The organism is Pseudomonas sp. SDT291_1_S447 (assembly GCF_054070155.1).
This window is the reverse complement of record NZ_JBSVXS010000074.1, coordinates 14,467-27,573: the sequence shown is the minus strand read 5'-3', so window position 1 is coordinate 27,573 and position 13,107 is coordinate 14,467. Positions and strand designations below refer to the sequence as shown.

At 61.5% G+C, this 13,107-nt stretch carries 11 protein-coding genes; all 11 read right to left on the bottom strand.

Annotated elements, in window-relative coordinates; translation table 11 throughout:
• Window positions 1-86 precede the first annotated feature (86 nt).
• The 11 genes from ACW9IR_RS20380 to ACW9IR_RS20330 all read right to left on the bottom strand — a co-directional run bounded on the left by ACW9IR_RS20380 (window position 87) and on the right by ACW9IR_RS20330 (window position 13,099).
• A complete protein-coding gene (locus ACW9IR_RS20380) occupies window positions 87-779 on the bottom strand; it encodes a GNAT family N-acetyltransferase (protein ID WP_102902816.1) in 693 nt (230 codons plus the stop codon).
• Window positions 776-1,966, bottom strand: a complete 1,191-nt coding sequence (locus ACW9IR_RS20375; RefSeq protein WP_457464897.1) for a GNAT family N-acetyltransferase — start codon at window positions 1,964-1,966, stop codon at window positions 776-778. Before ACW9IR_RS20375 ends, ACW9IR_RS20380 begins: the two co-directional genes overlap by 4 nt.
• A 4-nt stretch (window positions 1,967-1,970) precedes the next feature.
• Entirely contained in the window at window positions 1,971-2,660 is a 690-nt protein-coding gene (locus ACW9IR_RS20370) for an N-acetyltransferase (RefSeq protein WP_457464895.1), read from the bottom strand.
• Between the two features lie 68 nt (window positions 2,661-2,728).
• On the bottom strand, window positions 2,729-4,648 hold the full coding sequence (locus tag ACW9IR_RS20365) for a hypothetical protein (protein ID WP_457464893.1): 1,920 nt from the start codon (window positions 4,646-4,648) through the stop codon (window positions 2,729-2,731).
• A complete protein-coding gene (locus ACW9IR_RS20360; RefSeq protein WP_457464891.1) occupies window positions 4,645-5,952 on the bottom strand; it encodes an oligosaccharide flippase family protein in 1,308 nt (435 codons plus the stop codon). Before ACW9IR_RS20360 ends, ACW9IR_RS20365 begins: the two co-directional genes overlap by 4 nt.
• Complete coding sequence (locus tag ACW9IR_RS20355; protein ID WP_102902812.1) at window positions 5,949-6,950, bottom strand: polysaccharide deacetylase family protein; 1,002 nt, start codon at window positions 6,948-6,950, stop codon at window positions 5,949-5,951. Before ACW9IR_RS20355 ends, ACW9IR_RS20360 begins: the two co-directional genes overlap by 4 nt.
• Window positions 6,951-6,963: 13 nt before the next feature.
• Window positions 6,964-8,100 carry a glycosyltransferase gene (locus ACW9IR_RS20350; protein WP_064392926.1) on the bottom strand — a complete coding sequence of 379 codons (1,137 nt, stop codon included), beginning with the start codon at window positions 8,098-8,100 and terminating at the stop codon, window positions 6,964-6,966.
• Window positions 8,093-9,061: a glycosyltransferase gene (locus ACW9IR_RS20345; RefSeq protein ID WP_095120192.1), complete on the bottom strand. Its 969-nt coding sequence runs from the start codon at window positions 9,059-9,061 to the stop codon at window positions 8,093-8,095. The genes ACW9IR_RS20350 and ACW9IR_RS20345 overlap by 8 nt, the downstream gene beginning before the upstream one ends.
• Window positions 9,058-10,425, bottom strand: a complete 1,368-nt coding sequence (locus ACW9IR_RS20340; RefSeq protein WP_102902809.1) for an O-antigen ligase family protein — start codon at window positions 10,423-10,425, stop codon at window positions 9,058-9,060. The genes ACW9IR_RS20345 and ACW9IR_RS20340 overlap by 4 nt, the downstream gene beginning before the upstream one ends.
• Complete coding sequence (locus ACW9IR_RS20335; RefSeq protein WP_457464887.1) at window positions 10,422-11,513, bottom strand: glycosyltransferase family 4 protein; 1,092 nt, start codon at window positions 11,511-11,513, stop codon at window positions 10,422-10,424. The genes ACW9IR_RS20340 and ACW9IR_RS20335 overlap by 4 nt, the downstream gene beginning before the upstream one ends.
• Window positions 11,510-13,099 (bottom strand): GumC family protein, encoded by a 1,590-nt coding sequence (locus tag ACW9IR_RS20330; RefSeq protein WP_457464885.1) that lies wholly within the window; start codon window positions 13,097-13,099, stop codon window positions 11,510-11,512. Before ACW9IR_RS20330 ends, ACW9IR_RS20335 begins: the two co-directional genes overlap by 4 nt.
• Window positions 13,100-13,107 lie beyond the last annotated feature (8 nt).

Sequence of the window (13,107 nt, the reverse complement as noted above, 5' to 3'; positions counted from 1 at the left end):
TGGATCTGCGCCGAGCAAAATCCAATGTGGGAGCGAGCTTGCTCGCGAAGGCGGCCTCATGACCGCCACAATATTTCAAATGTGAATCAAGCCTGCGCCGCCGCCGTCACTACCGGTCTTTCCGGCTTGCGCAGCGCCTCCAGTCTCGAGTTGCTGTAGTTCGATTCGCGGAAGAAACGCCAGTGCCCGAACAGGTCGTAAACATGCGTGATATGCCCTTGTTCCTGATAGCCCAGGCGAATATGCATCTTCAGCGCCTGTACATTGGCGTTGTCGCAGATATCCACGACTTTTTTAAAGCCTCGGGCAGACATGACTTGCCAGAGTGCGGTCTGTGCATCGACGGTCAAGCTACTGCCGAAATAGTGCCGGGTAATTTCCGCGCCGAACTGAAAGTATTCACCGGGCTTGACCGGGAACGTGCAGCGGTAGAAGTGGCGGTCGTAATAGTCGCGAGTACTGGCCCAGACGAACCCCACGGTGTGACCGTCCGGGTCCAGGTACATGTGCCCCGTATGCCCTTCAGCGGCCAGTTCGGCCATGGTCTCCACGCGGTCACCAAAGTACTTGCCGAACGCCTTGGCGTTGTCCTCGGTGATGTCGACTCTGCGCAAGCCTTCACAGGGGCGCAGTTTGTTCGGGGCAATCGGCGTGACCAGGTCGCGCTCCATCCACAGCAATTCACGGTGAGCGAACACGTAACGTTTCCACAGCGCGCCAAGGGTGCGGCGCAGGCCTTTTTGTTTGATGCGCAGAAGCAGATTTTCGATGACGCTCATGATGCCCTCCGAGGCGCTAGCCCAGGTGTGTTGGATGGTGTTGCCGGTTGAATTTCGGATGTGTTCGCCGCCGTCAAGTTGCCGGCACGCGGTGCGCGCCATTTTTGCAGGGCCGGTTTGACGTGGTGCCAAAGGCGTAGTCCCAGGCCCAGCAGCAGACCGCTCGGGCGCCATGAGTAGAAACTCCAGCGCCAGTGTTCCAGTTGCCCGGTCATGCGTTCGTGCAGTTGATGGCTGGAGTTTTCCAGGCTGACCCGCGACGCGTCGATCCAGCGCCAGTGCTCATCCAGCCCCCAACGAATCCATTCCTCCAGCAGCACCCGGCCGCTACCGAGGTCGGCGTACTGCGGCAAAAACGCCAGGTTGTAATCGTAGAGCCGGCCCTGTTCGAGCAGGCCGAGGCGATAGCTGATGCAGCGGCCGTTCAGCTCCAGCGTCACGACCCGCACCAGGCCTTGAGCGGCGAGGGCGGTGAAAGCGCTTTGCATCCACCGACAACTGCGTTCGGTGGCGAAAATCCCGACGCCCTCGTCACCTTTCCAACTGACCGCCTCGACTTCCTGCAGCGCTTCTAAAATCGTAGGCATCGACAGCGCATCGGGGGTGATTCGCCGCACTTGCGCACCGCATGCGGCAATCCGTTTGCGTGCCCGACGCAGCTTGTAGCGCGGGTCGCCGGAGATCTCCTGATGATCGGCATCGCTGATCAGATGCACCGGCACCCGGCAACTCAGGCGCCGTTCAGCCGTGGAACTGCGCGCCATCCATTCGGTGAGCGCACTTTCTTCACCGGCAGGTTCCGACAGTTCATTGAGTTGCAGCAGCGCATGGGGCAGATGTTTGCGGATCAGCACCAGCGCCTTGTGCATGTCTTCGCTGCCGAGCAACGACAGCAGGGCCAGGCGATCGGCCATTGGATAACCCAAGTGATGCAAAACGCGAAACGGTACGCCAGCGAAGCGTTCGCGACTGGCCACCAGTGGCAGGCACAGCAGCAATTGCTCGGCTTCCCAGCCGAGCAGAATGTGCAGGCGCTGATCCTCGTCCAGGGCCTGCTCTGCCGCGCACAACCAGCCAAGATTGTTGAACGGCGTGTGGTCGGCCACGCGCGGGCGCAGTGCCTCGTAGGCTGTTGCCGGGAAGTCGGCAGCGCACAGCGATGTGCGCCATTCGAATCGCATCACCATGGGTTCAGGCCGCCGTTGCTTTGACAGGTGGACGGGAAGTTTTACCCAGCGCCGCCAGACGCGAGCCGCTGTAGCGGGTTTCGCGATAGAAGCGCCAGCGGCCGAACAGCGTGTAGATATTCATGATCCGCTGTTGTTCGGTATAGCCCATGCGCAGGTGCAGCTTGAGCGCCGGGACATTGCTCGAGTCACAGACATCGACCACTTTGCGGCAGCCTTTCAAGGCCATGGCTTCCCACAGGCGCAGTTGCAGATCTACCGACAATTCGGTGCCCCAGTAGGCACGGGTCAGTTCGCCGCCGAACTCGAAAAATTCGCCGGGTTTAACCGGGAACCGGCAACGGTAGTAATGCCGATCGAAATAGTCGCGTGGTGTGCCCCAGATAAACGCCACGGCATCGCCTTTGTCGTCGATATGCATATGCCCGGTGTGACCGTCACTGGCCAGCTCGGCCATGACGCCGACGCGGTTGCCGAAGTAGCGGGTAAAGGCGCTGGCGTTGCTTTCGGTGATCTTCAGCATGCGCAGTGGCGGGTAGGGTTTGAGGCTGTGTGGCGGCACTGGGCTGACCAGATCGCGCTCCATCCACAGCAGTTCCTGATGGGCAAAAATGTACATTTTGCGGATCTTCGCCAAGGTCGCTCGCAGGCCTTTACGACGGATATGTCCGCAGAGTCTTCGCAATACATCCATGGTCTCTTCTCCTGTTAAGGGTCCCACGCACAGCAAGAGGCTCGCGGGGCAGAACATCGAAGGGCGGTTCATGAAGCGCTCCAGGTCAGGGCAAACAGGGTTTGCCCCGGTAATTCGAAACGTACGCGCCCGTTTTCGCAGACAAACGGTATGTCGCGGCTGCGATTGTCAGCGCCGAAGAAACGCAGGGCGCTTTGGTTCAGCGGGCATTTGGCACCGCTCAGATCAACCCGTTGCAGGCGCGTGCCCTTGTTCACCCCGAGCAGTGCGCGCTGCTCGTCGCCGGCCATCGCCAGGACATCCACCTCAAAAGCGTCGTTATCCAGTTGCAGCACTTGCGGCAGCCAATGCCGGGCGATGAATTGCTGGGCAAGGCCCACCGGTTTCAGCTCGAAGCGACCATCGTCGTGTATGCGCACCATGCCCTTGCCGTAGGGCGGTTCGTCGGCGGCCTGAAACCAGTTGAGCATGCTCAGCAGTCCATCCTGAGAAGCGTTGATGACCACCGAGGCCCACCACAGCGAGGTGAAATGGGTTTCCTGATCGTAGGGGCTCAGGGCTGAGCCACTGGACAGATTGGTCTGATCCAGCAGCAACGCTTTGCGTGGCTGACCTTTAGCGTCCAGCCCCACCAGCTCTGCTGCGCGGCGCACGCTGTCGCGGTAGACCCTGGTGGCCAGCAAGTCGCGAATCATCCATTCATGCCAGGCCAATGCATCGACCTGATCGGCGGATTCACTGAGTAGACGCCGCGCCCAATCGATGCCGCGCTTGTCCGCTGCGTTTTCGGTGAACGGCCCATTGACCAGCCGCGAGCTGGCCGGCATTGCGATGCGCACGCCGGCCTTGGCGTTGGCCGGGTCGCTGCGCACCTGCCGCGCCATGCTGCTGAAGATCGCCCGGTATTGTTCGTAGCTTGAATAGTTGAGATTAGGTTCGTCGGCGAAACCGATGTAATGCGTGCCTTTGCCACCCAGGGCGCGGGTGCCGGCGAGCCAGGCGTCGAGGCCGCTGTTGCTTTGTCTATCGGCGCGCAGATCGGCCTGACGCCCGGTGCCGGCGAGCAGGGTGATGTCCTGGCGAATGCCGAAGCGATTTTGATAAAGCTGACGGAACGCGTCTTCGAAATGTGGATTCTTCGCGGTGACGTCAACGAAGCTGTAGTAGCTCGCAGCGGTGGGTTTCAAGGCATCGAGTACGGCGTGACTGGCCGGCGGCGGTACGAGGTAAGGCAGTGCGATTCCCAGATCCGGCGTGCGTCCGAGAATTTTTTCGTGCAGGGTCAGACGCATCTGCCCCGGTTCTGACTGTAAGGGTTTGAGCTGCTGCGGATTCTGCGCAAACAGATTCGCCGTGCCATCGAGCCAGAATGCGGCCTTGCCCCTACCTTGCAGAAGCAGGCGCCAGACCTGCGGTTGTTCGCTGACGGGCAGCGCGACTTGATCGAACTGCCAATAGGCACGATAGGGTTTCAGTGCCAATGACAGTTGCTGTCCATCGCCAACCCGCTGTGCCTGCAAACCGCTGACGCCGCCATGGAACTTGCCGGCCAGCACCGCGTGTTCGCCGGGTGCGACTCTGAAATACAGCTCAGTGGCGTTACGTACTTCCGCGCTGAAATGCACCTTGGCCGGGGCAAACAGCGCCACGGTTTTTTCGTCATGTTCGATCCGGTAACCGCGGAAACTGTAGCCGGGAATCTCCAGTTGATAACTCGCAGCGCCAGGTGCCAGCGGCCAGCTCTGGCTGCCACGGGTTTCATTGGCCTTGATCAACCGTTCGCCCTGCAACTTGCCCTGACCGTCGAGCAGGTAAAGATGCTCTTCGTTAGCCTCTGCCTGCCACGCGGGCACCCAGCTGACGGTCACGGTGTCTGCGCGATCGGCCTGCAGATACAAACTGCCGTCGCGGATATCGCCCCAGCGCATCGACGCCGCGTAGGCGTCCAGCGTCAGGCCGAGTCCGAACAGCAGGGCCAGGCGTTTCATGCTGTCTTCCGACGTTGCAACATCAACCACATCGGGGCGATGTCGCTGGGCAGGATGATCAAGGTTTGCCAGAACGGCACGTTGCTCAAGCGGCAATAAAGCACCAGCATCGCCACCGTCACCGCCAGATAGGCTATTGATGAAGCCGCCGCTGCACCGACAATGCCGTAGGCAGGAATCAACAGCAGATTCAGCGCCAGGTTGAGCAGCGCGCCGATGCCCATCAGCAACGACACCGTGCCGGGGCGATCCTTGCCAATCAGATCCAGGCGCAGAATGCTCGCATAGCACAGGCCCAGCAGGCCGGGCAGCAACGCGAGCAGCGCCGGATACGCCGGTTGATACGCCACGCCGAACAGGGTGACGATCAACCATTCGCCGATCACTGCCATGGTCAGGCAGGCGCCGAGCATCACCGTGGCGGTCAGGCGCAGCGCCAGCGGTGTGACCTTGTCCATGCCTTTGTCCTGTTGCAGCAGTCGCTTCATCAGCGGCGTGGTCACCGCTTCGGGAACGATCAACAGCAGTTCGGCGGCGGCGCTGGCCATGGCGTAGTGGCCGAGCGCGGTACTGCCCAGCAGGGCGCCGATAAACAAGTAGTCGGAGCGCAGAATGATCTGTTGAAACAGCAGGTCCGGATGGCTGCGCGCACTGAATCGCAGCAGCTCGTTCTGGCTCGCACGGTCCCATTGCAGTTGCAGCGGCTGTGCGCGTTTGAGCCACATCCAGCCGACCAGCACCACCAGGCTGATGCCGGCCAGCCAACTGATCAGCGCGGCTTCGAGTGCTGCCTCTTTCCACATCCAGAACAGCGCAACAAACAACAGCAGCGGCGCGAGGGATTCGACCAGCCGCAGAACATTGAAGGCGACCACGCCACCCGATGCGTTGTGCAAGGTCAGCAGACCGCTTTTAAGGACGGTCAGCGGCACCGCCAGCAGCAACAGCCACGCCAGCAGACCGAGCTGCATCGTCACATCGAGTTCGCTGCCGAACTCACGGGCCAGTGCGACCACCAGCAAGGTCAGCAGCCCGGCCAGAACACAGCCGAACACCAACACCTGAGCGAGCAACAAGCCCATCGGCCGCTGATTGGCCGCTTGATAACCGACTGCCGAATTCAAGCCGCCGCTGGTCGCCGCGCTGATCAGATCCGGCAGGGTGCTGAGCAGGGCGAACAAACCGCGTTCACTGGGGCCGAGAATCCGCGCCAGCAACACATTGCGCAGCAGGCGCAAGGCAATCATTGCCAGTTTGGTGCCCATGCTCAGGGCCAGATGCTTGAGGTAGCTACCGCGACTCATGGCCGTGCCCCGCGATAAATGCGCCACGACAACAACGCCGGATTGCACGCGATGCGCTGACTGACGCCGAAGCGCGGCAGGTTCAGCGGGTCGCCTGCGCCGCGATAAATGCCGGTGCCGGTGCCGAGGGCGAACGGATAATCGTGATTGGCGATCTGCTCGCGCACGCGTTCATCGTTGTCGCCGTTGGGGTAGCAATACACCGGCAGTGGGCGGTTGCAGCCGTTGTACAAGGCATCGCGGCTGCGGCTGATTTCTTCGTTCAGGCGCTGATCATCCAGGCCGGTGAGGATGGCGTGGCTGGCACCGTGCGGGCCAAAGCGCACCAGCCCGGAAGCCTCCAGCGCGCGCACTTGATGCCAGTCCAGCGCTTGCGGCTGTGATTCGGCTGGGCACTCATCGGTGAGTTTTTCCAGTTCCTGCGGGTCAAGTGTCTTCAACCCTTGGAGGAAATGCAGCAGCGCCAGGCTGCGGCGGTCGACATCGATGTCGTCGAGCAGTACCGGCAATGGGTGATGCATGAACTGCAGGCACTCGATCAAGTGCATCCGCGCTTTTTCACCGTGGCTGCCCCACAGGGTTTCGCCAAGGCTTTCCCACCAGAAACGCTGACGGCTGCCGATGAAATCGGTGGAGAGGAAAATGCTCGCCGGTACCTGATGTTTCTGCAGCAGCGGGAAGGCGTTGACGGCGTTGTCGCGCCAGCCGTCATCAAAGGTCAGCGCCACCCGTGGGCGCTCGCTGCGCAGCGAATTGGGCTGGAGGATTTCCATCAGCGGCACGCAATCGAAATGCCGACGCAGCCACAGCAGTAAATGCTCGAAGGCCTTGGGCCCGACGCACAGTTCATTGCGGTGCGGGAGGTTGGCGGCACGGTCGTTGGCCAGCACCCGGTGCAGCATCAGAATGACCCCGGCACCGTGCAACTGGTTGCGCCCCACTGACGAGTTGAGATAGAGCCAGCCGCTGGTGCGTTTTAGCAGTTGTTTGATCGCCATGGCATGAGTCCTCTCAACGATTCTGGTCAGGATTCCACTGTGCGTAACGTTGCCCGCGCAGGAATTGCCACAGACCGACGCTCATGCCGGCCAGCGTCACCAGCAGGAACGCCGCGAGGCGGAACGGTTTCGGCAAACGGTGTTGCGAATCCAGCAGGCCGGCGATGGCCACCGCGTAGCCGAGCAATTGCGCAACCAGGCTCAGGCGATAGAAACCGTGCTCGTTCCACAGCCAGAAATTGCTCAGCAGCAGCGGCAGCAAGAGAATCGGCGCGAGGCGGCGGATCAGTTTGTGGCTGATCAAGGCGATGGAATACAGGCCGTACTTGAAAGGGTTCAGCAGGGCGCTGCGTTGCGCCAGGCTTTGCAGGCCACCGACCGTGACCCGCTGGCGGCGGCGCCATTGCTTGCCCGCTTCGTCGACGCCCTGGTCGATCACTTGCGCCTGGGGGACGTAAACGATGCGTTTGTGCGCGACCGGCGCGCAGGTACTGATGAAGAAGTCGTCGTTGACCTCGGCCGGTACGTTCTGGAACAGCTCGCGGCGCAAGGCTAGCAGGGCGCCGTCGGCGGAGACCATGCAGCCGGTGCGATTCTCGACCCGGCGCAACCAGCCTTCGTAATGCCGATAGAGGCTGTCGCCAATACTCAGGCCGCCACCGGTGACGGGGATCACCATGTGCCCGGCGCAGGCACCGACCTGCGGATCACTCAACGGCGCGAGCAAATGGCCGAGGGTGTCGCGCGACCATTGGTTGTCGGCGTCGGTGAACACCAGAATGTCGCCGCTGCTCACGGCGACGCCGGCATTCAGTGTGGCGGCTTTGCCCTGGCGCGGCAGGTCGAGAACGGTGATGCGCGGGTCGATCACTTTGTGCGCGCAGGCCACGGTGTCATCGCTCGAGCCGTCGCTGGCGAGAATGATCTGCAGCGTGGCGGGCTGATAATCCTGGGCCAGCAGGGTGCGCAACTTGTGCTCGATGTGTCGGGCCTCGTTGTGCGCGGCGATGACAATGCTGACGTTCAACGGCGGCGCCGGCGCGTGCCGCCAGGCCGGGAACAGCGGCGCCAGCAAGGTCAGCAGCAGCGGATAGCCGATGTAGGCGTACGCCGGCAGCAGCAGGCACAGGCAAAAAATGAATTCAGCCACGGGCGGGCCTCCGGGCGTTCCAATGACACAGACTGAGAACAAGTGCCGCGCTGGGCAGGTGCAGGCGTAACCAGTGCAGACCCCACAGCTGCAAGGTGAGGCGAGCATTGTGGTGCTTGATACTCTGCCGCACGCTGAGCGCCAGACTCGGCAGCAGGGTCAGCACCAGCAGGATCATCGCGAGCTGCGCGAGGCCGGCGAGCAAGGCAACGATCAGTAGAAAATCCGTCATCCAGACCAGCAACGACAGCAGCGGAAAACGCAGCAGGCGCAGGCTCATGCCATGGGTGCGCAACAACTGCAGGTGGCTGCCCTGGCGCCACAGCTCCTTGCCCATCCACTCGCGCCAGTTCATTTCGTAGCCCCAATGCAGGGCGATGCTGTTACTGGTCGACAGCAGCCGAGCGCCCTGTGTGCTCAGACGCAAGGTGTATTCCTTGTCTTCGCCGGTGCGCAGGGTTTCGTTGAATCCGCCGACGACGTCAAACCACCGTTTGCGCATCAACAGGTTGGCGCTGGGCAGCCAGTCCACGGTGCGACTGGCGTGCGCTGATGGACGCAACATGCGCCGTTGCCAAGCGGTCGCGTACCACGGCGCGGCGGCGGGGGTGTGCAGGTCCAAGCCAAAAATGTCGCCCTGATTCTGCGCTTCGAGAGCGAACAATTCGCTCAGCCAGTCTTCGGGCATTTCGATATCGGCATCAATGAACGCCAGCCATTCACCGCTGGCAACCGTTGCGCCACGATTGCGCAAAGCGCCGATCAGCAGGCCGGGCAGCACCAGCACCTGTGCACCGAATGCGCGGGCGATCTGTGGCCCGTCATCAGTGGAACCGTTGTCGACGACGATCAGTTCACAGTCGATGTCGGCGGCGTTCGCGGCTTTGCGGGCGGCCAGGAGGGTGCGGCCGATGTGCCGTGCCTCGTTGTACATCGGAATGACGATGCTGATCCGGCTCATGCTCTGGCCTCCGTCAGCGGTGCTTGTTCAGCTTTCAGGCGCAACACCCAGGTCAGTGCAAGCATGATCCACAGGTACTTCAGGTTCGGCGCGCTGAGAAACATCAGAAACAACGTCAACGACAGAAAACTCATGCCCAGATGGGTCATCAGGTCGGCGTGCTGCCATTCGCGCCGTTGCAGCCATTCGCGTCGTGCGCGGATCAGGTTGTAGAAACCCTGCACGAGCATGCCGACAAACAGCAGGCCGGCGGGAATCCCCAATTCGCTGAAAATCTCCAGATAAGTGTTATGCGCCCGGCGATACAGGTCGCCGATCTTGCGGTTGGCCGAGAATGCCTTGGCGTAACCGGTGGTTGCATAGTGCAGCGGGAAGGTCCCGGGGCCCGAGCCGAGCAGCGGATGCTCGCGGATGATCTGGCTGCCGACGACAATGTACGAGGCGCGACGGCCGAGGGATTCATCCTGAGCCTTGGCCCCGGCGCTCAAGATACTCAGCGACTGGATGCGCGCCAGGTAACCGGCAGGCATCGCATAAATCGCCAATGGCAGCACGATGGCCGCGCCGAGCATGGCGAATCCGAAATGCCGCGGACGGATACGGTTGAGGTGCTGGCGGTAATGCCAGACCCCGATCGCCAGACTCAAGGCGAGTACCACCAGCCCTGAGCGCGACTCCGTTTTGGTCATGCCGCCGAGCAGCAAAAGGCAGCAGCCCGCCCAGAACAGACGGTGCAGCAGATTCGGGCTGCGAATCACCAGCAGCAGGCCCAGCGGCACGGCGAAGGCGATCAGCAGAGCAAAGGCATTCGGGTCTTCGAGCAGGCCGGCGGCGCGGCCCTTGTCCTGGAATCGGCTGGAAAACATCGCCATCGCGCAGGTGGCGCTGACGCTGAGCGTGACCAGCCGGGCGAACAGATCGAGGTTCAGCTCGCGGCCGACCAACAAGGTGATCACGAACAGAATCAGGCCCACGCTCAGTTCACGCAGATGACTCTGTGACATGCCCATGTTGTCGGTGGCGAGCAGGCTCAGCAGGTACAGCGCCATGAAACCGATCAGGTAGCGCCACAGATTGCTGCGCAGGCGCTGCGATGGAATCTGATGCAATGCCAGTTGCAACGCCAGGATCAGCGCCAGCGAAGCACCGATCAATTTGCTCCCGGATAACGCGCTGTCCTTGAAGAACCCTTCAAACGGTACCAGCGCGGCAATGCCCAGCAGGCCCCACGACGGTTTGCGGTACAGCACCGTGAAACCCAGCAGCCCCAACACCGCCCCCGGCGCCAGATACGGATAAGGACTGACCAGCAAAGCCATGCAGACCAGTGCCAGCAGGCTGACGATCGAGAGCGGGAAAATCATGCGCGTGCCTCCCGTGCCGTGTGGATGTACAGCTGCGACCAGCGTTCAGCCAAAGCCTTGAGGTCGTAGCGTTCCTGTTGTGTGCGTCTGGCGTTGTCGCGTAGTTGTGCGGCCAGCTGCGGTTCGGCCAGCAACGTGTCGAGCTGACGGGCGAGGGCGGCGGTGTCGGTCGGTGCGGCGAGCAGGCCGTTGTGACGGTCCTGCAAGACATCGGGAATGCCACCGACCGCGAACGCCACCACCGGCACACCGGCCTGCATCGCTTCGAGCAGAATCATCGGCGTACCCTCGGTGCGTGAGCTGATCACCAGCGCATCGAGTTGCTGCCACCAGCCTTGCATTGCCGTCTGATAGCCCGGCAAGCGAATCCGCTGTGGTAAACCGGCAGCGTCGATACGCGCCTGCAAGGCCTCACGTTCCGGACCGTCACCGAGCATCACGGCGTCCAGTTGCGGATGCTGGTGACACAACGCAATCAGCGCATCGAGAAACAGATCCGGGCCTTTCTCGCTGCTCAACCGGCCGACGTAACCGACCAGCCAGCGTTGTCGTTCCAGCGCCGGTGGCAGCGCTGGCGCCGCTGGCAAACCGTTGGCAATCACCTGCAACTTCTCGGCACGGACGCCAGCCTGACGGTGCAGCACAGCGATGCTTTGCGCGACGCAGACCACCCGCTTCACCGAGTCCGTGCGGCACAGTTGCAGGCTTAGCCAGGTGTAGAACTTTTGCTTGCGACTGCGCGGGGTGAAACCGTGCTGAGTGATCACCAGCGGCAGGCGCAACACAGTGGCGCCGACCCAGCCGAACACTAGCCCTTTGAAGTTGTGCGTGTTGAGCAACGGCTTGTCACCACGGCGCTGATGCAAGTGCCGCAGCAGTCCGCCGAGCCCGGCACAGCCGCGAGCCTCCACCCCGGCCTGGCGAAAGCGCTCGATCAGCTCTGGTGGCGCATCGAGGAACAGCACCTGGTGCTGCCCCGGCGTCGCCAGGCAATGATCCAGCAACATCCGCTCGGCGCCGTAGAAGCCGCCGCTGCTGAGCAAGTGAATGATCGGCAGGGCGACGCACGGGGTGGACGCCGCGTTCAATTGCGCACCCAGTGAACCAAGCTCGGCACGGTCCAGTTCTTGTGCGGATTGCCGGGCTGCGACGTTTCTTCGTTGAGCACCAACAGCACCGGCAGGCCCAGTTCATGACTGATTTGCGCAGGATGCTTGAAGCGGTGATCGAAGAACTCACGTACGTAGACGAAGGCAATGGCCAGCAGCAGTCCGGTGAGCAGGCCGAACGGAATGATCAGCATCGGTTTCGGAAACGCCGCCTCGGTCGGTTCATACGGCGGACTCAAGACACGGGCGTTGGACAAGTCGTTATCCAGCGCGCGCGTCGTGCTGCTTTCGGCAAAGCGTTGCGCATAGGTTGAGAACGCTGCGTGCAATGCGCCGATCTCGGTGTCCATCTGGCGCAGCTTGCTTTGGGTTTGCTGCAATTGATGGATGCGATTCTTGAACTCGGCAATGCGCGCGGTTTTCTGCTCGATGACCTGGCTGACCACCGACAGGTCGATCGTGCGTTCCTGGATGCGGTTGTTGACCACTTTGAGGAACTGCTGGCGTGTGCGGGCAATTTGCTCGCGGGCCAGCAACATCGGCTCGCTGCTGGGCTGAAAGATCGCCAGGTCGTTCATATAGCGGCTGACCTGAGTGGTCAGTGCCTCGCCCATCTGCCGGATCTCGCGATCCTCGAACGCGATGTTGTCCACCGTCGTGGTGAAGGTGAACGGGAAGGTGTAGTCATTGAGTTTGTTGGTGTTGGCGCTGGCCAGGCTGGTTTTCAGGTAATCGAGCCAGCGCTGGCTTTGCAGCAAGCGATCGCGATACAGGTTGAGTGCCTGCTCTTCGGTGTTGATCGCGTTGAGGCGAAAGGTGATCTCCTCTTTCGGATCGGACGAACCGACGTTTTCCAACAGGCTCAACCGTGCGCCTTCCAGACCGTCGAGGCGGACCTGATACTGATGCTTCTTGGTCTCGTAGAACGAGTGCGGCAGCTCGATCGATTGCAAGGCCTGACGATCGACCAGATAGTTGCGCAACAGCGTGGCAACGAACGTCGTGCCCTGGGCGGGATCAGGAAAGCTGTAGACGATCGAGATGACATTGGAACCCGGCAGGGTTTCAATCTTCAGATTGTCGATGGCCTCCTGGGTCAAGCCATCCAGTGCCGTGTCGCGCACCGGATCGGTTTCCATGCCCAGTGCATCACGCAGCGGATTGATCACGTATTCGCGCAGCGGCGTGCTGACATAACGCTTGAACGGTTCGGCCAGTTTGCTGAGCATCCCCGGCGGCGGGTTGTACTGACCCTGATCGCGCAGTTCGCTGATGGTCTGACGAATCAGCGCCGGCGAACGGAGAATGTTGCTTTCGGTTTCCATGTCCGCCAGCGATGGCGGAATGAAGGTGGCGTTGTCCTGGGTCAGCGAGGTGGTCGCATCGCCCTGGGAGAGTTTTTTCGACTGCACGATCACCTGCGCGGTGATATCGAAGCTCTGTTTGAGCAACAGCGGCAGCAACAGCGCGATCACTGCAAAGATCAGGAAGATGCGCTTCACCAGTTGCTTGTTGGCGAAGAAAATCCTGAAGAACTCGTGCAGGTAATTTTCTTTTGGGTTCATGTCGTTCA

Bases quoted from the DNA above. Each gene is read 5' to 3' on its own strand.
- ACW9IR_RS20360 (WP_457464891.1), bottom strand. From the start codon at position 5,952: ATGAGTCGCGGTAGCTACCTCAAGCATCTGGCCCTGAGCATGGGCACC.
- ACW9IR_RS20375 (WP_457464897.1), bottom strand. From the start codon at position 1,966: ATGGTGATGCGATTCGAATGGCGCACATCGCTGTGCGCTGCCGACTTC.
- ACW9IR_RS20370 (WP_457464895.1), bottom strand. From the start codon at position 2,660: ATGGATGTATTGCGAAGACTCTGCGGACATATCCGTCGTAAAGGCCTG.
- ACW9IR_RS20365 (WP_457464893.1), bottom strand. From the start codon at position 4,648: ATGAAACGCCTGGCCCTGCTGTTCGGACTCGGCCTGACGCTGGACGCC.
- ACW9IR_RS20330 (WP_457464885.1), bottom strand. From the start codon at position 13,099: ATGAACCCAAAAGAAAATTACCTGCACGAGTTCTTCAGGATTTTCTTC.
- ACW9IR_RS20340 (WP_102902809.1), bottom strand. From the start codon at position 10,425: ATGATTTTCCCGCTCTCGATCGTCAGCCTGCTGGCACTGGTCTGCATG.
- ACW9IR_RS20355 (WP_102902812.1), bottom strand. From the start codon at position 6,950: ATGGCGATCAAACAACTGCTAAAACGCACCAGCGGCTGGCTCTATCTC.
- ACW9IR_RS20345 (WP_095120192.1), bottom strand. From the start codon at position 9,061: ATGAGCCGGATCAGCATCGTCATTCCGATGTACAACGAGGCACGGCAC.
- ACW9IR_RS20380 (WP_102902816.1), bottom strand. From the start codon at position 779: ATGAGCGTCATCGAAAATCTGCTTCTGCGCATCAAACAAAAAGGCCTG.